The sequence below is a fragment of the Viridibacillus arvi genome (genome assembly GCF_001274945.1).
In the GTDB taxonomy this organism is placed as follows: domain Bacteria; phylum Bacillota; class Bacilli; order Bacillales_A; family Planococcaceae; genus Viridibacillus; species Viridibacillus arvi.
Genome location: NZ_LILB01000001.1, coordinates 1,753,901 through 1,775,676, shown reverse-complemented (window position 1 = coordinate 1,775,676; position 21,776 = coordinate 1,753,901). Strand labels below are relative to the sequence as shown.

General features: G+C 37.0%; 20 protein-coding genes and 1 riboswitch. Of the genes, 18 read left to right on the top strand and 2 right to left on the bottom strand.

Going from position 1 to position 21,776, the window contains the following annotated elements:
* Positions 1–2: 2 nt before the first annotated feature.
* Genes AMD00_RS08475 through AMD00_RS08465 form a run of 3 tightly spaced genes read left to right on the top strand, consistent with a single transcriptional unit; the run spans position 3 to position 1,851 of the window.
* Positions 3–191, top strand: a complete 189-nt coding sequence (locus AMD00_RS08475; protein ID WP_053416579.1) for a PLD nuclease N-terminal domain-containing protein — start codon at positions 3–5, stop codon at positions 189–191.
* Complete coding sequence (locus tag AMD00_RS08470; RefSeq protein WP_053416578.1) at positions 188–1,072, top strand: ABC transporter ATP-binding protein; 885 nt, start codon at positions 188–190, stop codon at positions 1,070–1,072. Before AMD00_RS08475 ends, AMD00_RS08470 begins: the two co-directional genes overlap by 4 nt.
* Positions 1,069–1,851, top strand: a complete 783-nt coding sequence (locus AMD00_RS08465; RefSeq protein WP_053416577.1) for an ABC transporter permease — start codon at positions 1,069–1,071, stop codon at positions 1,849–1,851. The genes AMD00_RS08470 and AMD00_RS08465 overlap by 4 nt, the downstream gene beginning before the upstream one ends.
* Before the next feature lie 47 nt (positions 1,852–1,898).
* Here the strand turns inward: AMD00_RS08465 and rnhC are convergent, their stop codons facing one another.
* On the bottom strand, positions 1,899–2,834 hold the full coding sequence (rnhC, locus tag AMD00_RS08460; protein WP_053416576.1) for a ribonuclease HIII: 936 nt from the start codon (positions 2,832–2,834) through the stop codon (positions 1,899–1,901).
* Positions 2,835–2,918: 84 nt separating this feature from the next.
* Between rnhC and zapA the strand changes: the two genes are divergently transcribed.
* From zapA to AMD00_RS08390, 14 genes are all read left to right on the top strand, one after another.
* Positions 2,919–3,179, top strand: coding sequence for a cell division protein ZapA (gene zapA / locus AMD00_RS08455; RefSeq protein WP_038187658.1), 261 nt, complete (start codon positions 2,919–2,921; stop codon positions 3,177–3,179).
* A 5-nt stretch (positions 3,180–3,184) separates the two neighbouring features.
* Entirely contained in the window at positions 3,185–3,724 is a 540-nt protein-coding gene (locus tag AMD00_RS08450) for a CvpA family protein (RefSeq protein ID WP_053416575.1), read from the top strand.
* Between the two features lie 47 nt (positions 3,725–3,771).
* Positions 3,772–5,478 carry a DNA polymerase/3'-5' exonuclease PolX gene (gene polX, locus AMD00_RS08445; protein WP_053416574.1) on the top strand — a complete coding sequence of 569 codons (1,707 nt, stop codon included), beginning with the start codon at positions 3,772–3,774 and terminating at the stop codon, positions 5,476–5,478.
* Positions 5,479–5,494: 16 nt separating this feature from the next.
* Positions 5,495–7,858, top strand: a complete 2,364-nt coding sequence (locus AMD00_RS08440) for an endonuclease MutS2 (RefSeq protein WP_053416573.1) — start codon at positions 5,495–5,497, stop codon at positions 7,856–7,858.
* A gap of 56 nt (positions 7,859–7,914) precedes the next feature.
* The gene (locus tag AMD00_RS08435; protein WP_053416572.1) at positions 7,915–8,328 is read left to right on the top strand and encodes a DUF350 domain-containing protein; all 414 of its coding nucleotides are present in this window, start codon (positions 7,915–7,917) and stop codon (positions 8,326–8,328) included.
* A 336-nt stretch (positions 8,329–8,664) separates the two neighbouring features.
* Positions 8,665–10,941, top strand: a complete 2,277-nt coding sequence (locus AMD00_RS08430) for an SH3 domain-containing protein (RefSeq protein ID WP_169786334.1) — start codon at positions 8,665–8,667, stop codon at positions 10,939–10,941.
* A 260-nt stretch (positions 10,942–11,201) separates the two neighbouring features.
* On the top strand, positions 11,202–12,890 hold the full coding sequence (locus AMD00_RS08425) for an AMP-binding protein (RefSeq protein WP_053416570.1): 1,689 nt from the start codon (positions 11,202–11,204) through the stop codon (positions 12,888–12,890).
* 103 nt (positions 12,891–12,993) lie between these two features.
* Entirely contained in the window at positions 12,994–13,575 is a 582-nt protein-coding gene (locus AMD00_RS08420) for a TetR/AcrR family transcriptional regulator (protein ID WP_053416569.1), read from the top strand.
* Between the two features lie 104 nt (positions 13,576–13,679).
* Entirely contained in the window at positions 13,680–14,453 is a 774-nt protein-coding gene (locus tag AMD00_RS08415) for an enoyl-CoA hydratase (RefSeq protein WP_053416568.1), read from the top strand.
* A gap of 24 nt (positions 14,454–14,477) precedes the next feature.
* The gene (locus AMD00_RS08410) at positions 14,478–15,251 is read left to right on the top strand and encodes an electron transfer flavoprotein subunit beta/FixA family protein (RefSeq protein ID WP_053416567.1); all 774 of its coding nucleotides are present in this window, start codon (positions 14,478–14,480) and stop codon (positions 15,249–15,251) included.
* Between the two features lie 32 nt (positions 15,252–15,283).
* Positions 15,284–16,261 carry an electron transfer flavoprotein subunit alpha/FixB family protein gene (locus AMD00_RS08405; protein ID WP_053416566.1) on the top strand — a complete coding sequence of 326 codons (978 nt, stop codon included), beginning with the start codon at positions 15,284–15,286 and terminating at the stop codon, positions 16,259–16,261.
* A gap of 194 nt (positions 16,262–16,455) precedes the next feature.
* Complete coding sequence (gene trxA / locus AMD00_RS08400) at positions 16,456–16,770, top strand: thioredoxin (protein WP_053416565.1); 315 nt, start codon at positions 16,456–16,458, stop codon at positions 16,768–16,770.
* Between the two features lie 222 nt (positions 16,771–16,992).
* Positions 16,993–18,768 (top strand): excinuclease ABC subunit UvrC, encoded by a 1,776-nt coding sequence (gene uvrC, locus AMD00_RS08395; protein ID WP_053416564.1) that lies wholly within the window; start codon positions 16,993–16,995, stop codon positions 18,766–18,768.
* A 59-nt stretch (positions 18,769–18,827) separates the two neighbouring features.
* Positions 18,828–19,009, top strand: a riboswitch (Lysine riboswitch).
* Positions 19,010–19,133: 124 nt separating this feature from the next.
* On the top strand, positions 19,134–20,366 hold the full coding sequence (locus AMD00_RS08390) for an aspartate kinase (protein WP_053416563.1): 1,233 nt from the start codon (positions 19,134–19,136) through the stop codon (positions 20,364–20,366).
* Positions 20,367–20,426: 60 nt separating this feature from the next.
* Here the strand turns inward: AMD00_RS08390 and AMD00_RS08385 are convergent, their stop codons facing one another.
* Positions 20,427–20,840 carry a YslB family protein gene (locus AMD00_RS08385; RefSeq protein WP_053416562.1) on the bottom strand — a complete coding sequence of 138 codons (414 nt, stop codon included), beginning with the start codon at positions 20,838–20,840 and terminating at the stop codon, positions 20,427–20,429.
* Between the two features lie 272 nt (positions 20,841–21,112).
* On the opposite strand from AMD00_RS08385, the gene AMD00_RS08380 reads away from it, so the two are divergent.
* Complete coding sequence (locus AMD00_RS08380) at positions 21,113–21,721, top strand: succinate dehydrogenase cytochrome b558 subunit (RefSeq protein ID WP_053416561.1); 609 nt, start codon at positions 21,113–21,115, stop codon at positions 21,719–21,721.
* The last annotated feature ends 55 nt before the right edge of the window (positions 21,722–21,776 follow it).

Genomic DNA, 21,776 nt, shown 5'->3' with positions numbered 1-21,776 from the left:
AGATGAGTTCATTATTAATGATGCTTTTACCGATTATAATAATTGAGTTTATTTTATTGATTGTTGCTTTAATAGACCTAGTGAAAATACCGGAAACAAATGGTCCAAAATGGCTGTGGGCGATAGCTATAGTTTGTGTGAGCATAATAGGGCCGATTATTTACTTTATCTTCGGGAGAAAACAAGTATGAGTCAGTTATTACAAGTTTCAGCGTTGCAAAAGAATTATGGACAGCATGAAGTGATTAAAAATATATCATTTGAGTTAACACAAGGAACAGCAACGGCTTTAATTGGACCAAATGGAGCAGGTAAAACAACTATATTATCAATGCTTGCTGGGCTATTAAAACCAACAAATGGGCAAATTCAATTCGACGGAATAGTAGGGGACCCGAGAGCTGCGATTGGGTTTTTACCACAATATCCACAGTTCAATTCTTGGCTAACTGCGAGTGAATTTTTAATAATGGCAGCGAGATTAAGTGGATTGACTGCTCAAACTGCGAAGGAAGAGTCAGAGAAAATGCTTCAATTCGTTGGCTTAAAAGATGCAGCAAATAAGAAGATTGGTACGTTCTCTGGTGGTATGAAACAAAGATTGGGTCTAGCACAAGCCATTATACATAAACCAAAACTCCTCTTATTGGATGAACCAGTATCAGCTCTTGATCCAGCAGGTCGCTTAGATATGATGAATTTGATGAAGTCGTTACAACAAGAAATGACAATTTTGTATTCAACACATATTTTGAATGATGCTGAGCAAATGACGGATCAGCTATTATTCTTGAAAGCTGGTAAATTAGTTGAGCAAGGTTCATTACAAGATGTCAAAGCAAAATATGAACATCGTCAAATTGTAGTGGAATTTAAAGTAGTAGAAGAGGCTGCTCAATTTGTAGTGAAAAGTACATTAAGTGCAGAGCAACAAGGTAACATTGTGATTTTGCAGACAGATGATATGCAACAAGTTATTCGAGAGTTAGCGAAGGAGACCTTTACAATCCGGAAAGTCGAGCAGCAATCTGCTAGCTTGGAGGAAATCTTCATGAAGGTGGCAAAACTATGATGCAATGGCGTGTACTTTTACAAAAAGAATGGCGTGATCATGTACGTAGCTTGAAGGTTTTATGGATTCCACTTGTGTTTGTACTCTATGGTGTAATGCAACCAGTAATGCTATATTATATGGAAGATATTATGAAGGCTGTCGGTAATATGCCTGAGGGATTTGATATGGGTATAACAGATGTGACATCAGTTGAAGTAATGGCTTCTACAGTCGGACAGTTCCATCTCATTGTTTCACTTATTATTGTCTTAAGCTTTATGGGGATTATTAGTAAGGAAAGAAAAAATCGTACAGCCGCGCTACTATATGTACGACCAATATCTTTTTCTTCGTATTACTTCAGTAAGTGGTCTGGAGCAACAATTGTTGCACTCGTTAGTACAATAATAGGCTTATTAGCAAGTTACTATTATACAGTGATTTTATATAATGAAGTAGACGCTTGGCGGATAGCAGCCCTCATTGGTACGTATAGTCTATGGGTATTGTTCGTAGTGACGGTGACAGTCACAGCGAGTGCATTGTTCCCTACGGGTGTTGCGGGTACACTAGCAATATTGCTAACGTATTTTGTACAGTTAATCGATAGCATTATCGGACAGTTCTGGACAGTGTCTCCTTGGAAATTGGGCACATACGCAGTAACATGGCTTGGATCAAAACCAGATAGTAGTGATTTTTGGTTGTCGGTCGTCGTAACGGTTATTGCCATAATAGTGTTAATGTTTGTTGGAGTATTTGGTGCAAGAAAGAATATGGAGAATATAAAAATATAAAAAAACAAGCTATTCCTTCTCTTGATGAAAGAGAGGAATAGCTTGTTTTATTTGGAGCGTTTTTTAGCGGCAATGGCATGCGCTTTTTGGGTATTTGCAAAATGCCATTTCGTCATAGATTTTAATGTCGCTTCGCCTTTTGATAATAAAATACGTGCGGCCATTTCATCCACTTTATTACTAGCTCCCTTTTGTAGATCAAAGCCAACTAAATCGCCGAGGCGGTCCATTTCTTTTAAGAAGGCGTATCGTGCTAGAATAGAGGCAGCAGCTACTGAAACGTGTATTTGTTCTGCTTTTGTAGCAAATAGTACATTCTCTTTAACGATGATTTTTTCATTTTTTAGGTGGTTATAGTAAATGCCACGTTCAGCAAATTGGTCAATTAAAATATGTGCAGGTTTTTCTGGTGCAATTTTGCCGAGCACGTTATGAAGTGCTTGGTTGTGCATCATTGCTTTGATTTTCCCTTGAGACCAGCCTCTAGCTTGAATGGTGTTATATTTGTCGTTTCGTACAGTTAATATGCTATGAGGTAGTGCTCGCATTAAGTCAGGCGCGATTTGTCTCATAAAATCATCCGTTAGCATTTTAGAGTCTTTAACACCGAGCTCACGAACAAGTGCAATTTTATCGGCAGATACATATACGGCGGCTACTGTTACTGGTCCGAAATAATCGCCTGTTCCTGTTTCATCAGAGCCCATGACGGAGAGTTGTTCAAAATTGGAAGGCAACTTATCACCCTTTGATGACGTCTTTTTAGTCGTAGAATCATTAGGTTCCCCCCATCTACTAGACTCCCGTTCGGCTCCGTTACCTTGAAACATTACTTTGCCAGATTTGTATGAAGTGATAGAAGTATCGCCTAACTTCGCAGCAAATATGACTCCTGGCGCATTGCGTTCTACTCTAGATGAGGCATAATAAGAAGCAAGTTCTCCTTGCTTTTCGGTTGTTAAAACAATTACAATATTAGACATTTTATAGTCCTTTCTACTCTCGTTATTCACATGATAAACAATTTCATGGTATGATTAGAAATAGGATTTTAAGGAGGGGCAGCTGTGTCAGAGCAACAAAAAAATCGAATTTCAGTTGATATATATGGTCAAACATATACTATGCTTGGTACAGAGTCAACAACACATATGCGTTTAGTCGCGTCCACAGTTGACAATACTATGAGAGAGATTAAACAGGCAAACCCGAGCCTTGACAGTACAAAACTGGCCGTCCTTACAGCTGTAAATTCAGTAAATGATAGTTTGAAATTAAAAGAGCAACTTGTATTATTAGAAGAAGAACTGAAAAAACTAAAGGATTGAAGTAAATGATCGATATACTTATAATTATTTTATTAATTGCCGGCATTATCACTGGCGGAAGAAGAGGTTTAGTAGTCCAGTTGATACATATCATTGGATTTTTAATCGCGATGATTGTCGCTTACGTTTATTATAAACCTTTAGCTGAGAAATTTGTGCTTTGGATTCCATATCCGGCAGTTGACGGGAATACGACGTTAACTTATGCGATGGAACAACTAGATCTTAGTCAAACATTTTATCAGCTACTGGCATTTGCACTTATTTTCTTTGTTGTCAAATTTGCAATGCAAATTGTAGCATCAATTTTTGATTTCTTAAAATATGTGCCTATCATAGGTCCGTTCAACCGCTTTTTTGGCGGAATACTAGGATTTATAGAAGCTTATATATTAGTATTTATTTTACTTTATATTTTAGCATTGTTACCATTAGATAGTATCCAAAAGTATGTGGATAGTTCAATCCTGACAAAATTAATGCTCGAATATACACCGATTATTTCGAACATGTTCAAAAATATGTGGTTTGTCTACATGAAATAACTGCTCTCAACTGAGAGCAGTTTTTTCACGAATAAGGAGGTCATTTTTTGAATAAAAAAACTATCATTCGTACATTTGAAAAAATAGCCTTGTATTTAGAATTACAAGGTGTTAACCCATTTAAAATTTCAGCATTTAGAAAAGCTGCAGCAGCACTTGAAGCAGACACAAGAAGCCTAAGTGAAATTGAAGATATTACTGCGATAAAAGGTATTGGTAAAGGAACAGCTGCAGTTATAGAAGATCTACTGGCAACGGGTGAATCTTCTGTTTTAAAAGAACTTGAAGAGGAAGTACCTAAAGGTTTACCACCATTATTAAAACTACCGGGCCTAGGTGGAAAGAAAATTGCTAAGTTATATCAAGAGTTAGGCGTAGATTCAGCAGAGGCGCTAAAAGCAGCTTGTGAAGAAGGCAAAGTGTCTGCACTTGCAGGCTTTGGTAAAAAAACTGAAGAAAAGATATTAAAAGAACTAGAGGCATTTGGCACACGATCTGAGCGACTGCCCATTTGGCAACTAGATAAAGTTGTACTGGAAATTGAAGGTATTTTAAGTGGAATTGCTGAAGTGCAACAGTTTTCGGTTGCAGGTAGCTTTAGAAGAGTAAAGGAATCGAGCAAGGACGTCGATTTCATCATAGCAACGGCAAACCGAGAAGCTGTCAAAGAACAACTTTTAGGGGCACTTGTCATTTCAGAGACCATTGCAGCGGGGGATACTAAAATCTCAGTAACTTTGGACGCAGAAGAGCCCGTTAGCGTTGACTTCCGTCTAGTGACACAAGATGAATACGCAACAGCACTTCATCATTTTACTGGGTCAAAAGAACATAATGTAAGAATGCGTCAATTGGCAAAAGATCTTGGTAAGAAAATAAGTGAATACGGTGTAGAGCAGGCGGATGGATCTGTAACAACATTTACTTCTGAAACTGAATTTTTTGCTCATTTCGACTTACCGTTTATCCCACCTAGTATACGAGTAGGCAATAAAGAATTTGACCGTATAGATGAGATTAAGGAACTTGTTCAATTAGAAGATATTCGTTCTGATTTGCATATGCATACAACATGGTCTGATGGTGCTTATGCAGTACATGAAATGGGTGAAGCGCTCATAGCTAGAGGTTATGAATATGCGGTTATTACGGATCACTCACAATATTTAAAAGTCGCAAATGGTTTAACACCTGAACGTTTAATCGAACAGCGTAAAGAGATTTGGGCATTCAATGAAAAGCATCCAGATTTCCGTTTGCTAGCAGGAACTGAGATGGATATTTTACCTGATGGCTCGCTTGATTTTGAAGATGATGTGTTAAAGGAATTAGACTTTGTCATTGCGTCGATTCACTCTAGCTTTTCACAGCCGCAAGAGAAAATTATGGATAGGCTACATAATGCTCTAAAAAACCCATATGTTCATATGATTGCCCATCCTACTGGACGTATCATTGGTGACCGCGAAGGCTATAATCCAGATATACCTCAATTGATTGAATGGGCTAAAAAATATGGTAAAATTTTAGAGTTAAATGCAAATCCATATCGTCTTGATTTATGTGAAGAACATTTAGAAATGGCGGCAGCTGCTGGGGTGCCGATTGCTATAAATACAGATGCACATGCCATTGATCAACTTCGTTTTATGGAAGTAGGAACGAAATACGCACAAAAAGCATGGTTAAAGAAAAATAATATCGTGAATACGTGGACATTAGAAGATTTTGTCCACTTTATACAGAAGAAATGAAGGGGAGGTGTTTTGAATGATAGCAGAACGCGCATTGAAAACACTAGAATTTGATAAAGTACGTGCTCAAGTAGCTTCATATTGTACATGCTCTTTAGGGAAAACTGTGATCGATGAGCTTGTCCCTGAAACTGATATTGAAAAAGTATTACAACTATTAGATGAAATGGATGAAGGTTTATCAATTCTACGCGTTAAAGGTAATGTACCGATGGGCGGTATTTTCGATGTCCGTCCGCATGCAAGACGTGCGCAAATTGGTGGTGTCCTTAGTCCAGTTGAATTGATGGAGATTTCGAGCACAATTCGTGCAAGTCGTATACTACGTCAGTTTATTGAAGGAATTGAAGTAGAAGAGGATATACAAATCCCATATTTCATTCAGAAAAAAGAAAGCATGCCTACATTGACAGGCTTACAGCATGAGATTAATGCTTGTATCGATGAGAATGGTGCTATTCTAGACTCTGCTAGCTCTGAGCTTCGTTCAATTCGTCAGCAATTGCGAGCACAAGAAGGTCGTGTTCGTGAAAAATTAGCGAGCTTAACACGTGGTACTAATGCAACAAAAATGCTATCTGATGCCATTGTTACAATTCGTAATGATCGTTTTGTTATTCCAGTAAAATCAGAATATCGTAGTCATTACGGTGGTGTTGTACATGATCAATCTTCATCTGGTCAAACACTATATATTGAACCGGATGCTGTCGTACAAGCGAATAATGAAATCCATCAATTAAAATCAAAAGAACAAGTTGAAATCGCACGCATTTTATTAATGTTATCCCTAAAAGTACAAGAGGTAGCACCTGACATCTTTATCACTGTGCAACTACTTGGTGAAATTGACGTTATTCTAGCAAAAGCAAAATACGGACAAGCTAATAAATGTTCGAAGCCGATTATGAATAGCGATGGATATATAAAATTGGGTAAAGCGCGTCATCCTTTACTACCGATTGAAAAAGCAGTAGCAAATGATATTGAATTTGGTAAAGACTTCACTTCAATCGTAATTACTGGACCTAACACAGGTGGTAAAACGGTTACGTTAAAAACAGTGGGGTTATGTACATTAATGGCGCAATCTGGTATTCCAGTACCGGCTCTTGATGGTTCTCATCTTGCGGTATTTAATCAGTTATTTGCTGATATTGGAGATGAACAATCTATTGAGCAAAGCTTGAGTACATTTTCATCACATATGGTGAATATTGTTGATATTTTAAATCAATTCGATGATCGTTCACTCATTCTATTTGATGAGCTAGGTGCAGGGACTGACCCACAAGAAGGTGCAGCACTTGCTATTTCAATTTTAGATGAAGTACATGGTCGCGGAGCACGAGTAATGGCAACAACTCACTATCCTGAGTTAAAAGCATATGGCTATAATCGTCCAGGTGTTGTCAATGCAAGTGTGGAATTTGATGTGGAGACGCTTAGCCCTACCTATCGTCTACTTATAGGAGTTCCAGGTCGTAGTAATGCCTTTGAAATTTCGACTCGTCTTGGTTTACCAGATTCTATTATTGATCGTGCTAAAACATTCACTGGTACTGATCGTCATGAAGTCGAATCAATGATTGCGTCTTTAGAGGAAAGTAGACGTCAATCCGAAGAAGATGCTGAAAGAACACTTGAATTACGCAAGCAAGCAGAAGCACTTCAAGCAGAGTTAGATGAAAAAGTAAAAGCTTATGAAGCTAAAAAAGAAGTATTAGAACAAAAAGCAAAAGACAAAGCACGTAAAATTGTGGATGAAGCTAAAAAAGAAGCAGAAGAAGTTATTTCAGAACTTCATAAAATGCGCTTAAATGCAAACAAGATTGTTAAAGAGCATGAAATCATAGATGCACGTAAACGTTTAGAAAAAGCCGCACCGGAAAATAAAGTACTAAAAAAACAACAGCAATTGAAAGCGCGCGCTCAAGAATTATCTAAGGGTGACGAAGTAAAAGTACTGAGTTACGGTCAAAAAGGTGTGTTACTTGAAAAAGTATCAAATTCTGAATGGATTGTGCAAATTGGAATATTGAAGATGAAGCTTGATGAATCAGATTTAGAGTACGTGAAACCTGAAAAAGACAAGCAAACTGTAAATGTTTCAAGCGTTCGAAATCGAGACTCTAATGTTAAGTTAGAATTAGATCTACGCGGAGAACGTTATGAAGATGCGATTGTTCGTACGGAAAAATATATTGATGATGCATTACTGTCAAATTATCAACGCGTCTCAATTATTCACGGTAAAGGAACTGGAGCTTTGCGCCAAGGAATTCAAGCTTTACTAAAGAGACATCCACGTGTAAAATCCTATCGTTTTGGCGAAGCAGGAGAAGGCGGCTATGGTGTGACAGTAGCCGAGCTAAAATAAACCTTTTAAAGTAATCAAAGATAGAGAAAAAATTTGACATTGAAAAGGGGATATTTATGTTATTAAATGGATTTTGGCAATATCCTGTTGTCGAGGCTGCTGGTAATTTCAGTGTGGTTGTTCTTTGCTTAATCCTATCAATGGTGATATTTGAAATCGTAACAAAATACAAAAATTGGGTAGAAATAAAAAGAGGTAATGTAGCCGTTGCACTTGCAACAGGCGGGAAGATATTAGGGGTGTGTAATATTTTCCGTTATTCCATTGAGAAGCATAACTCACTCGCAGAAATGATGGGATGGGGATTGTTTGGTTTTATTTTACTAATTTTTGCATATGTATTATTTGAATTCATGACACCAACATTTAAGGTAGATGAAGAAATTGAAAAGGATAATCGATCAGTTGGTTTTATTTCGTTTACAATTTCAGTAGGTCTGTCATTTGTTATCGGTGCAAGTATTTCTTAGGAGAGAGTATATGGAAACTTTATCTAAAGTACTAATTGGCGTATGTATTGCGTTTGTTTTAGTAGGAATTGTCTATTTAGTAATGAATTAATTTTGAAGTCCTTTATAGGGCTTCTTTTTTTATTTGATAGATTGATACTGAAGGACTAGCAAATGATTTTTTTTCAAAATAAACAAACCTATAAAATAAATAGATAATAAAAATGTTAAATAGTGTATATAATTGATACTACTTTAATGGAAATAGAGATATAATATTAATAGTTTAGAAAAAAATGTATAGAAGTTTTTGTTTCATAGAATTAATTTCTCAAACATATGGGGGGCATAATGAATTTGTATAATAAAAAAACATCTATAAGTCTAACAAAATGTACATTCATTTCTATGGGAATTCTGTTAGCTTCAAGTATCAGTTCATTCGAAACACCAATATCAGCAAAAAAAGTTGAGGCAGCTACCGTAAAAACATATACAGTAACTGCGAATGTGAATTTACGATCTAAAGCCTCTTCAAAAGGGAAAATTCTATTAACAATACCAAAAGGAAAATCTGTTTCATACATTTCTAAAACCGGCAGTTGGTATAAAGTAAAATTCGGTAAAGAAATTGGCTATGTTAGTACAAGTTATATTAAAGTAACAACTAAAACGACTGCAATCTCCACTTTTACTGCAACAAATTATCAAACAAAAGAAAAGGTAAATTTACGGTCTAGTAACTCTACAAAAGGGAAAGTTCTATTATCAATTCCTAAAGGCAAGACGGTGAAAGCTACTGCGAAATCTGGAGCATGGTATAAAGTAACATACGGAGGGAAAACTGGGTGGGTAAGTAGTTCATATGTAAAAGAGTATGATGCCTATAAAGAGACTGAAACTACTTATTTCCTAATAAAGAAAACGGCTTCACTACGTATAACGCCTAGCACCAAAAAAGCAGAAGTATACTCTATCCCAACAAATAATATCTTCACGTCTACGCAATCAGTTATAAATAGTGAAGGTGAAACTTGGTATCGAATATCCTACAAGGGTAAGAATTATTTTGTGCAATCTACTGTAGTTAGTAAAGTAACACCAACGCAAGTAACAAGTACGGATTATAAAGCTAATTCTTCAACATCTTTATTTGCAGAAGCGGGAGTTTCACATACTATACTAACTAGCATTCCAAAAGGTGCAAAAGTGACTTCGACTGATCGAGTTGGCAACTGGTATAAAGTAACTTACGAAGGTAACACAGGTTATATAGACAGTACTAAATTTAGTGTCGATACACCAATTGTCGATACGGCACCTGATGATACAGATGAAGATATCCCGACATTACCAGATGGTTCATCGATTAGTCAGATGACTATTTATAATATTGAAGATTTAAAACTACTCAAATCAAATTCTACATCATCAGATTTGTTGAAAGTGATTCCTGCGAATACAAAGCTGACAACGACTTATAAAGCAAGTAATGGTTGGTATCAAGTGAGTTATGAAGGTTTTACAGGCTTTGTATCAGGTTCTTCTTTAATCGATGAAACAACGAAGGTAAGAATCGCTAGTCTAGAATCTAATCCAAATAGCTATCTGTTTATGGATCTTCGTACTAAGTCGTCTGTGAAAGCAGATCAAATCAATACTTATATTGCAAGTAAAACTATCGGGAAAACAAGTATTTTAACTGGAAAAGGACAAGAGATTATAAATGCTGCCGATAAGTATGGCGTAAACGCTCTATATTTTGCAGCACATGCAATTCATGAGAGTGGATTTGGCGTTTCTGACATTTCACTTGGAAGAAATAACTTATTCGGCTTTGGAGCATATGATATTACCCCATTCATAGGTGCTGTTAAATTTGATTCCATCGACAACAATTTGGAATTTATTGCGCAATCAATGAAGGCTACTTATTTAAATCCTGCCAATTGGAAATACAATAGTGGCGCTTATTTAGGATACTCAGTTAAAAACGTTAATGGAGCTCGCATTGATTCTTTAAGTAAAGGGATGAATTTTTATTATGCAAGTGATACTAATTGGGGAAATGCAATTGCCAATCATATGAATGGAATCTTGGCATATGCTAAAGAAGGAGCAATTTCAATAGTACCTAATACAGTTGTTCCTTCTGCTCCAAAGTATCCGGAGCTTAAAGATGTGTTCCCAACTGGTACTTTAGCGATTGCGAATAGTAGTTTGAATGTATTCAGTGAAAAAGGCAGTACAAACAGTGTTGCAGCAACTATTCCAAAAGGTGAGTCTTTCAATTTGCTAGAAAAGCACAATGATTACTGGCTAACAGTATCCTATAAAGGGAAAAAGTATTATACAAATGTTGTTAGTTTCAGTGCTTACAATAAACATTTTACTGTAAAAAACTTGGCACGTGTTAATACTTCTTCAGCTAATGGAATAGCGTTAAATGTACGCTCAGAAGGAATCGCGTCCAGTTCTAAAGTAGGCGAGTTAGCAAACTATCAATTTGTTGAACTAGAAATAGATGAAGATAATAAGCCAATTATGAGTGGAACTTGGTATAAAGTAAAATTACCGAATGGAAAACAAGGCTATGTTTCCGGTACCTATTTAGTTCGCGAATTAAATAAATAAGTATATATTGTAAAATACAAAAATCTGACTTCGATCATAAATTGAAGTCATTTTTTTGTCTGGTTGGGTAATCTTTATTGTTGTTATATTTTTAGCTCATTTAAGCAAATTATAATGGGTAAGATTTTTATTACTCGTAATGGGAATGGAAAAAGATTATTTCCAATAAATTGATATTAAATTTGAAAGCGTTACCACTTTTATTTTATACTGAATTATAGGAGTATTCTTATAATTTTATAACAAAGGGGGAATGGAGCATGACTGAACAGATTTGGCTGTCAAATTATCCGGATAATATTCCTACATCTTTGGAATATGAAGCAATTCCTTTGCAAGAGTATTTGACAAGAGCGAGTAGCAAGACACCTTCCAAAGTTGCGATTCATTTTATGGGGAAGGACATTACGTACAAAGAGTTGTATGAGAGCTCATTAAAGTTCGCCAATTATTTAGTATCCATTGGTATTGAGAAAGGTGATCGCGTAGCCATTATGCTACCAAACTGTCCTCAAGGCGTTATAGGTTATTTTGGAGTGCTATATGCCGGAGGAATTGTCGTTCAAACAAACCCGCTTTATACAGAAAGAGAAATTGAATACCAGATGAAAGATTCGGGCGCGAAGGTAATTTTATCTCTGGATATTTTATATCCGCGTATCGCAAAGGTGATAAAGGACACTCATTTAGAACATGTCATTATTACAGCGATTAAGGATTACTTACCTTTCCCGAAAAATTTAGTGTATCCATTTATTCAAAAGAAGCAATATGGCTTTAAGGTTACAGTTGAGCATAGTGGTAGCAATCATTTATTTACAGAAATTATGAGAGTAAGCACAACTGAACCAATCACTTTAAATTTTAACATTGAAGAGGACATTGCATTATTGCAATATACAGGCGGTACAACCGGTTATCCTAAAGGAGTTATGTTAACGCATAAAAACTTAATAGCGAACGTACAAATGTGTAGTGTATGGATGTCTGAGTGTATACCAGGTGAAGAAGTAATTATGGGTGTACTGCCATTTTTCCATGTATACGGAATGACTACGGTATTATTATTGTCGGTTATGCGCGGAGACAAAATGGTACTATTACCGAAATTTGATGTTGAAACAACGTTAAAAACGATACAAAAACAAAAAACAACGCTTTTCCCAGGGGCGCCTACCCTTTATATTGGTTTATTAAATCATCCAGATATTGCGAAATATAACTTATCTTCCATCAAGGCGTGCATGAGTGGTTCGGCACCATTGCCAATTGAAGTACAAGATAAATTCGAAAAGATTACCGGCGGCAAGCTTGTAGAAGGATACGGTTTAACAGAAACATCTCCTGTAACACACTGTAACTTTATTTGGCATAATGAGCGTGTAAAAGGTTCTGTCGGCGTTCCTTGGCCGAACACAGACGCAGCTATTCTCCAAGTAGATTCAACAAAGCCACTACCAATTGGTGAGATTGGTGAAATTGCTGTGAAAGGACCTCAAGTGATGAAAGGATACTGGAACCGTCCGGAAGACACAGAAATGGCGATGCGCGATGGCTGGTTTTTAACTGGAGATTTAGGCTATATGGATGACAAAGGCTACTTTTATGTTGTTGATCGGAAAAAGGATATTATCATTGCGGGTGGATTCAATATTTATCCTAGAGAAATCGAGGAAGTGTTATATGAGCATGAAGCCGTACAGGAATGTGTAGCACTCGGTGTACCTGATCCATATCGCGGTGAAACAGTGAAAGCCTTCATCGTATTAAAAGAAGGCATGAAAGTGACGGAAGAAGAATTCAATAAGTATTGCAGAGAAAACTTGGCAGCATTTAAAGTGCCGCGTATTTATGAATTCCGCAACGAATTACCAAAAACAGCTGTTGGTAAAATACTTCGCCGTACTTTACAAGATGAAGATAAAGAAAGAATACAGAAAATTATGTGAAAATAATGACAAGTCGGCTTGACAAGTGTAAAATGAAATTATAAGATGAAAATATGAATGAATAGTCATTCATATTTTCATTTTTTATATGGTGGTGATCGTATTGAAGAAAGATAAACCGAAGTACAGACAAATTATCGATGCGGCCGTTATTGTAATTGCGGAAAATGGTTATCACCATGCACAAGTTTCCAAGATTGCTAAACAGGCAGGCGTCGCCGATGGAACAATCTATTTATACTTTAAAAACAAAGAAGACATATTAATTTCAGTATTTAAGGAAAAAATGTCTGTGTTTGTAGAAAATTTACAGTGTATAATTAGAGATGGAAAGTCATCGTCTGAAAAGTTAAATGCGATGATTGAGAATCATTTCCGGGTACTAGCAGGAGATCATCATTTGGCTACAGTTACACAATTAGAGCTTCGTCAGTCAAATAAAGATGTTCGTCTCAAAATTAATACGATATTAAGAGAGTATTTAGTATTACTTGATGAAATATTAGTAGAGGGTATGGAGACGAAAGAATTCAATCCAGAGATGGATCTGCGACTTGCTCGTCAGCTCATTTTCGGAACGATTGATGAAGTAACAACATCGTGGGTCATGAATGATCATAAATATGATTTAACTGCGCTAGCACCGAAAGTACAACATTTAATACTCAATGGAATAAAAGCATAGGCAATTGTAAAAATCAATTGGTTGAATTGGTAGTAGCCAATCCATTGCTTCGATTCAACTAGGAAACTACTTACATAGCCAAATGCAAAGGGGGAAATGGGAGTATGGAATTTTTACGTTGGACAGTTGAAGATGGGGTTGCAATTGCAACGATTCAGCGCCCACCCGCTAATGCTTTATCGCGGGGTCTAATTTTAGAAGTAAATGAACTTTTAACTGCTGTAGAGCACGATGATTCAGTCCGAGTCATTGTATTGCATGGAGAAGGAAGATTCTTCTCAGCAGGAGCAGATATTAAAGAATTTACAGACGTTACATCAGGTGCTGAATTTGTAAAATTATCTGCTAATGGACAAGATGTTTTTGAACGTTTAGAGAAATTCTCTAAGCCAGTTATTGCTGGAATTCATGGCGCAGCCTTAGGTGGGGGACTTGAGCTAGCAATGAGTTGTCATTTCCGCTATGTGACTGAAAATGCGAAATTAGGATTACCCGAATTACAATTAGGGTTAATTCCTGGTTTTGGTGGTACACAGCGTTTACCTCGATATGTTGGGGTAGCAAAAGCAGCAGAAATGATGTTCACTAGTGATCCAATATCAGGTACTGAAGCTGTCAAGTGGGGCTTAGCAAACGCTGCCTTCTCTGATGAGGAATTACTACCTCAAACGATTGCAACAGCGAAACGTATTGCGAAGAAAAGCTCAGTTGCTCTAAAAGCTGCGATTGATATGTTGCAATATGCTAAACATACTTCATTCTATGAAGGCATTGAAGCTGAGGCAAAAGCTTTTGGAACCGTTTTCATGTCTGAGGATGCCAAAGAAGGTATCCAAGCATTCATCGAAAAACGTGAACCAACTTTCACAGGAAAATAAAAATAGTATTAGGAGGTTAGTTGAATGAACATTTTTGTATTAGTAAAACGTACTTTTGACACAGAAGAAAAGATTGTTGTAACTGGTGGGGCAATCCAAGAAGATGGAGCTGAATTCATCATCAACCCATACGATGAATACGCAATCGAAGAAGCTATTCAAGTTCGTGATGCACAAGGCGGCGAAGTAACAGTTGTTACTCTCGGCGGAGAAGATGCAGAAAAACAACTCCGTACAGCTTTAGCAATGGGAGCTGATAAAGCAGTCTTAATCAACACTGAAGATGATTTAGATGAGCTTGATCAATTCTCAGCAGCATATATTTTAGCTGAATACTTAAAAGATAAAGAAGCAGACCTTATTTTAGGTGGTAATGTTGCTATTGATGGTGGCTCAGGTCAAGTAGGTCCACGTGTTGCAGAATTACTAGGTATTAACTATGTAACAACAATTACTAAACTTGAAATCGATGGCAAAACAGTGAAAATCGTTCGTGACGTAGAAGGGGATTCAGAAGTTCTTGAAGCAGAATTACCACTTCTAGTGACAGCACAACAAGGTTTAAACGAACCTCGATACCCATCTTTACCTGGTATTATGAAAGCGAAGAAAAAGCCTCTTGAAGAGCTAGAATTAGATGATTTAGATATTGACGAAGATGATGTTAAAGCAAAAACTACAACAGTTGAAATTTACTTACCAGCTCAAAAAGTAGCTGGACGTGTATTAGAAGGAGATTTATCTGATCAAGTGAAAGAGCTTGTTAGTCTATTACATTCAGAAGCGAAAGTCGTTTAAGCTGATTTTAAATTGTATGGGAGGGACATAACATGTCTAAAAAAGTATTAGTATTAGGTGAAGTACGCGAAGGAAGCTTAAGAAATGTATCATTCGAAGCTATTGCAGCTGCAAAAAAAGTGTCTGGTAGCGGAGAAGTTGTTGGCGTTCTAATCGGAGACGCTGTAGCGAATCTTGCCCAGGAACTTATTCAAAACGGTGCAGACCGTGTAGTGACTGTTGAACACCCACATTTAAAACAGTATACTTCTGATGGCTTTAGCCAAGCATTTATCGCTGTTACTGAACAAGAGCAACCAGAAGCAATCGTATTCGGTCATACTGCTCTAGGTAAAGATCTTTCTCCAAAACTAGCTAGTAAATTACAAAGCGGTTTAGTATCAGATGTTACAGATATTGAAGGGGAAGATGATGCAGTAGTTTTCATCCGTCCAATCTATTCTGGTAAAGCATTTGAAAAAGTACAAGTGAAAGAGGGACTTGTGTTTGCTACAATCCGTCCAAATAACATTGCTCCTCTAGCAAAAGATGAATCTCGTTCAGGTGATGTGTCTTCAATTTCTGTAGATATTACGAATCTACGTACTATTATTAAAGAAGTTGTTCGCAAATCAACAGATGGCGTTGATTTATCAGAAGCGAAAGTAGTAGTAGCTGGTGGTCGTGGTGTGAAAAGTGAAGACGGTTTTGCTCCATTAAAAGAGCTTGCTAACGTACTTGGTGGCGCTGTCGGTGCTTCACGCGGAGCGTGTGACGCCGATTACTGCGATTATTCATTGCAAATTGGTCAAACTGGTAAAGTTGTTACACCTGATCTTTATATCGCTGCTGGTATTTCAGGTGCGATTCAACATTTAGCTGGTATGTCTAACTCAAAAGTAATCGTTGCGATCAATAAAGATCCAGAAGCGAATATCTTTAAAGTAGCTGACTACGGTATCGTTGGAGATCTTTTTGAAGTTATCCCGATGCTTACTGAAGAGTTCAAAAAATTATTAGTAAACGCATAAATAGATGCTTCTAAACCCTGTAAACGGCTATACCATTTACAGGGTTTTCTTTATCCAAACACCCATACTAACGTGTGATAGACGTATTTTACTATCGTTATTGCAAAATAATGCTGTTATAAGCATAACAGTCGCTAGTGCTTTTCATCCATGCTATACTACCGTTATACGTAAGTTGAAGGAGGATATTTAATATGGCAATTGTACACGCAACAGATGCAAGCTTTTCAAATGATATCGCAGAAGGTTTAGTACTAGTTGACTTTTGGGCAACTTGGTGCGGACCTTGTAAAATGATCGCTCCTGTTTTAGAAGAACTAGATTCTGAATTAAATGGCGCAGCTAAAATTGTTAAAGTTGATGTAGACCAAAACCAAGAAACAGCAAGCAAATTTGGTATTATGTCAATTCCAACTCTTTTATTATTCAAAGACGGAGAGCCAGTTGATAAAACTGTTGGTTTCCAACCGAAAGAAGCATTAGCTGAATTCATTCAAAAACACGCTTAATCTTTGAAAAAATGAATATCAAACCGGGTTCCTACAATGGTTCCCGGTTTTTTTTACAATCATATAGAGATTAAAACTATTTTGTATAGAATTTAGATGCAGTGCCTAGCCCTCGAGGTCAAAAACTCTTTTGACATGCAGGTTAAAGAGCAACCTATATGTCAATTCGTCTATGATTGTCAACTGGCCAAGGTGCCCGCACTTTTCTAAGAAGGTGATAAGATGAACGAATTACTAAAGCAAAAGTTAGCCATTCTACCTGACCAGCCTGGTTGTTATTTGATGAAGGATCGTCAAGGTACAATTATTTATGTCGGCAAAGCTAAAGTATTAAAAAATCGCGTACGTTCTTATTTCACAGGCAGCCACGATGGTAAAACACAACGACTTGTTAGTGAAATAGAAGACTTCGAGTACATCGTGACATCTTCGGATTTAGAGGCGTTTATCTTAGAATTAAACCTCATTAAAACACATGATCCGAAATACAACATTATGCTGAAGGATGACAAGACGTACCCATATATTAAAATAACGAATGAGAAACATCCTCGACTTCTTATAGTCCGCAAAGTAAAAAAAGATAATGGTAAATACTTTGGACCTTATCCGAATAGCTTTGCTGCAAATGAAACGAAAAAATTACTTGATCGTCTATATCCGCTAAGGAAATGTACAAATTTACCGAATCGAGTTTGCTTATATTATCATTTAGGACAATGTCTAGCTCCTTGTGTAAAAGAAGTTGAGAAAGAGCAATATCAAGAGATAATTCAAGATATTACGAGTTTTCTCAATGGCGGCTACGGGGAAGTTAAAGAAGAATTAAATACAAAAATGCTCGATGCAGCTGAAAAATTAGAGTTCGAACGAGCAAAAGAATATCGAGATCAAATTACCCATATTGAAACTGTCATGGAACGTCAGAAGATTACGCTTACTGATTTAACGAATCGTGACGTTTTTGGTTATGCAGTTGATAAAGGTTGGATGTGTATCCAAGTATTCTTTGTACGACAAGGGAAGTTGATTGAAAGAGATGTTTCGTTATTCCCGATTTATCGAGACCCTGAAGAAGAATTCTTAACATTTGTTGGACGCTTTTATGAACAGGCTGAACATATCAAGCCGAAGGAAATCTTTATACCTACGAATATTGAAGGAGACCTTCTAGCTACAGTCCTTGATGTAAAAGTGACAATTCCTCAAAGGGGAAAGAAGAAAGAACTTGTTGATTTAGCGAGTAAAAACGCTCAAATTGCTATCTCTGAGAAGTTCCAGTTACTTGAGCGTCAAGAAAAGAGGACAATTGGTGCCTGCGAAGAATTGGGAAATGCGATGAATATTGCGATACCGCTTCGCATAGAATCATTTGATAACTCTCATATTTTCGGTGCGGATGCCGTTTCAGCAATGGTTGTTTTTATTGACGGTAAGCCTAGCAAAAAGGATTATCGAAAATATAAAATTCAGGTTGCTGCAAAGCATGACGATTACGGTGCAATGCGAGAAGTAATTCGCCGAAGATATACTCGTGTTTTAAGAGATGACTTACCTTTACCCGATTTAATCGTTATTGATGGTGGGAAAGGACAAATGGAAGTGGCAAGAGAAATCTTAGAAGATGAGCTTGGTTTAGATATTCCTATTGCAGGTTTAGCAAAAGATGATAAACACCAAACTTCTCAATTGCTGTACGGCTCGCCGCCAGAAATTATTCCGTTGAAGAGAACGAGTGAAGCATTTTATCTTTTACAAAGAATTCAAGATGAAGTTCACCGTTTTGCTATTACTTTTCATCGCCAATTACATGAGAAGAATGCCATTACTTCTGTTCTTGATGAAATTGAAGGAATTGGTCCAAAAAGAAAGCAACAGCTTCTCAAACAATTTGGATCCGTGAAAAAAATTCGTGAGGCAACCTATGAAGAATTAATTGCCGCGAATGTACCGAAAAAACTAGCTCATACCATATTTACTTATTTTTCTGAAAAATAAATTGTAGTAATCTGAAAATTATGTTAAGGTAACATTACTATTATAAATAATCACTATTTAGTGATGATAGAGGCGCGGATTTCAAGAGTAATTAGCAAGAGGATGAGTAGATCCTATGACTGCTGATGAAAGGGGAGGCCGCCGAAGTAATAAGTTGACTATTTCCAATTTATTACTGGTTCTGCATTTAATAAATGTAGAATTGTCAGATCCGTTTCGGTTCTGGAGGGCTATCTCACATGAATGTTCTTTTGAACGTGCATGCTACGAGGCGGCTTTTCACACGGAAACGTGTGAAAGGCTGCTTTTTTCATAAGATGTCATTGTGAATACGGTCGTCATAACAAATAAGGGAGAGGTTATGGGTGAGTTGTTTAGTTTTCAAATTTGGTGGTACATCAGTTGCAACGATTGAACGCGTATTGCATGTGGCAAAGCGCATTCAGAAAGAGAAAGAAAAGGGCTATGACATTGTCGTTGTTGTTTCAGCAATGGGCAAAACGACGGATAAGCTAGTAGAGATGGCGCATGAAATTATGCCAAATCCATCGAAGCGAGAAATGGATACGCTCTTAACAACAGGTGAGCAGGTGACTATCTCATTATTATCGATGGCATTGCAAAGCTTAGGGTTATCAGCGCAGTCCTTCACTGGTTGGCAAGCTGGAATCTTAACCGAAGGAATTCCAAGTGATTCCCGCATTCTTGAAATCCAATCTGAAAATGTGCGAAAAGCATTGGATAAAGGCCAGGTTGCGGTAGTTGCAGGCTTCCAAGGGGTCGATAGTAATAATAATATTACAACTCTAGGTCGCGGAGGATCAGATACGACAGCAGTTGCTTTAGCTGCAGCATTAGGTGCCGAGCGCTGTGATATTTATACAGATGTTGATGGTGTATACACTTCAGATCCACGTTATGTTCCAAAAGCTCGCAAACTACAAGAACTGTCATATGATGAAATGTTAGAATTAGCAAATTTAGGAGCAGGTGTCTTACATCCACGTGCCGTAGAGTTTGCAAAAAACTACAAAATCCCATTAGCAGTTCGCTCTAGTTATGTAGAAGATGAAGGGACAATTATGAAGGAGGAAGTTGAAGTGGAAAAAGATTTAGTTGTACGTGGAGTAGCGTTTATGGCAGATATTGTTCGTGTAACAGTAGGTTACGAGGGGAATTATAAAGGATCTTTAGTCAATATTTTCACAGTTTTAGCTGATAATCATATTAACGTTGATATTATCGTTCAAACTATACTAGAAGGGGTAGAGCCTTCGGTATCATTTACTATTACAAAAGAGAATTTAGCAGATACAGCTAGAGTATTAGAAGCAAATAAATCTAAAATTGGTTACTGTCATGTGAATTACGAAGAGGACGTTGCTAAAGTATCGATTGTAGGTTCTGGTATGGTATCAAATCCTGGCGTAGCTGCAAAAATGTTCGATCGATTACATAAAGAAAACATTACATTAAAAATGGTAAGTACTTCTGAAATTAAAATTTCTGTTGTTATTCCACAAGAATCGATGTTATTGACTGCAAACGCATTACACGATGAATTTGAATTGGCAGCTAGTCTAGCGATCCAAGTTTAATCATATAATATAAAAAGAAGCTGACTAGCCATCTTGAACAGATATTTAGTCAGCTTCTTTCTATAGTTTGTCTTTTAAATCCCATTTAACATGGAATCGTACAAGCCCACGTTTTGCTTTCTTTTCGTCGTAGCATTCTGTTAAGAAACCACTGATTTTCTCTTGTTGAGCTGCTAGGAAACCACTTTCAAGACGGAAGCAACGTTTATCAAATTGCATAGCCTCAGGATCTCCAGTGAGAGTGTAAAACGTTTCATCTTTCGATTGTTTTTCTATAGAAAGCTCTCCCCATCCTGCTTCTTGGAAAAATGAAACAGCTTCTTCCATGCTGTATAAAGGAAACTTACGGGCTAACTCTTTGCCGCACCAATATAGGATATCTTCCTCGTTTTTTCCAAGAACAGACGAGAGAACGTGATCTCTGATTAGTTCGTAACCAAATAATGGGAAGTTTTGGGTGTTAGTAGTTGACATGATTTGCCTTCTTTCAATTAATTTTGTCTAATTTTTGTCAGAGTTAGAGAATAGCGTTTTCTAGTAGAATATTTATGTATTTACGAGAAAAAAGCGTGATTTAATGGTACCTAGAAATAGTGCTAGTTACCTTGACGCTCTGCCATGATGAGAGTACAATGAACTTGTCATAATATTGTACCATGATGAAATATGCAGTCAATGGATACCGCGTTGGAAAGCGTTGGTAGTTGTTTGTCTGTCTATTTTCAGTATTAAGGGGGGTAACAGTTTTGTCGAAAGATCGAGAGTTTTATTGGCGTCGACTGCATTCACTTCTTGGAATTATTCCAGTTGGACTGTTCTTGACGCAACACTTGTTTATTAACTTTACAGCAACAAACGGTGCAGAATCATTTAACACAGCAAGTGAATTTATGGGGAGTCTCCCATTCTTATGGGCTCTAGAATGGATTGTAATTTACATTCCATTAATGTTCCATGCTTTTTATGGTGTGTACATAGCCTTCACTGCACAACCAAACACTAAACGTTTTAGCACTTTCCGTAACTGGTTGTTCGTATTACAACGTTTCACAGGAGTATTCCTAGTTGTGTTTATCGCTTGGCATATTTTCCAAACTCGTATCCAAAAAGCACTTGGAACTGAAGTTGATTACAACATGATGGCAGATGTTCTATCTAATCCTTGGATGGTAGCATTCTATATCGCTGGTATTATTTCAGCAACTTTCCACTTAGCTAACGGTATTTGGGCATTTTTAGTAAGCTGGGGAATTACTCAATCTCCAAAATCTCAAAAAATCGCAACATATGTTACTATTTTAATTTTCTTAGTGTTATCTGTAGTCGGCGTATCGGCTTTACTTGCATTCGTATAAGGCAGTGCACTTAAAATCATGTAAGCGCTTGATTACTAATTGAAAGAGGAGTGAG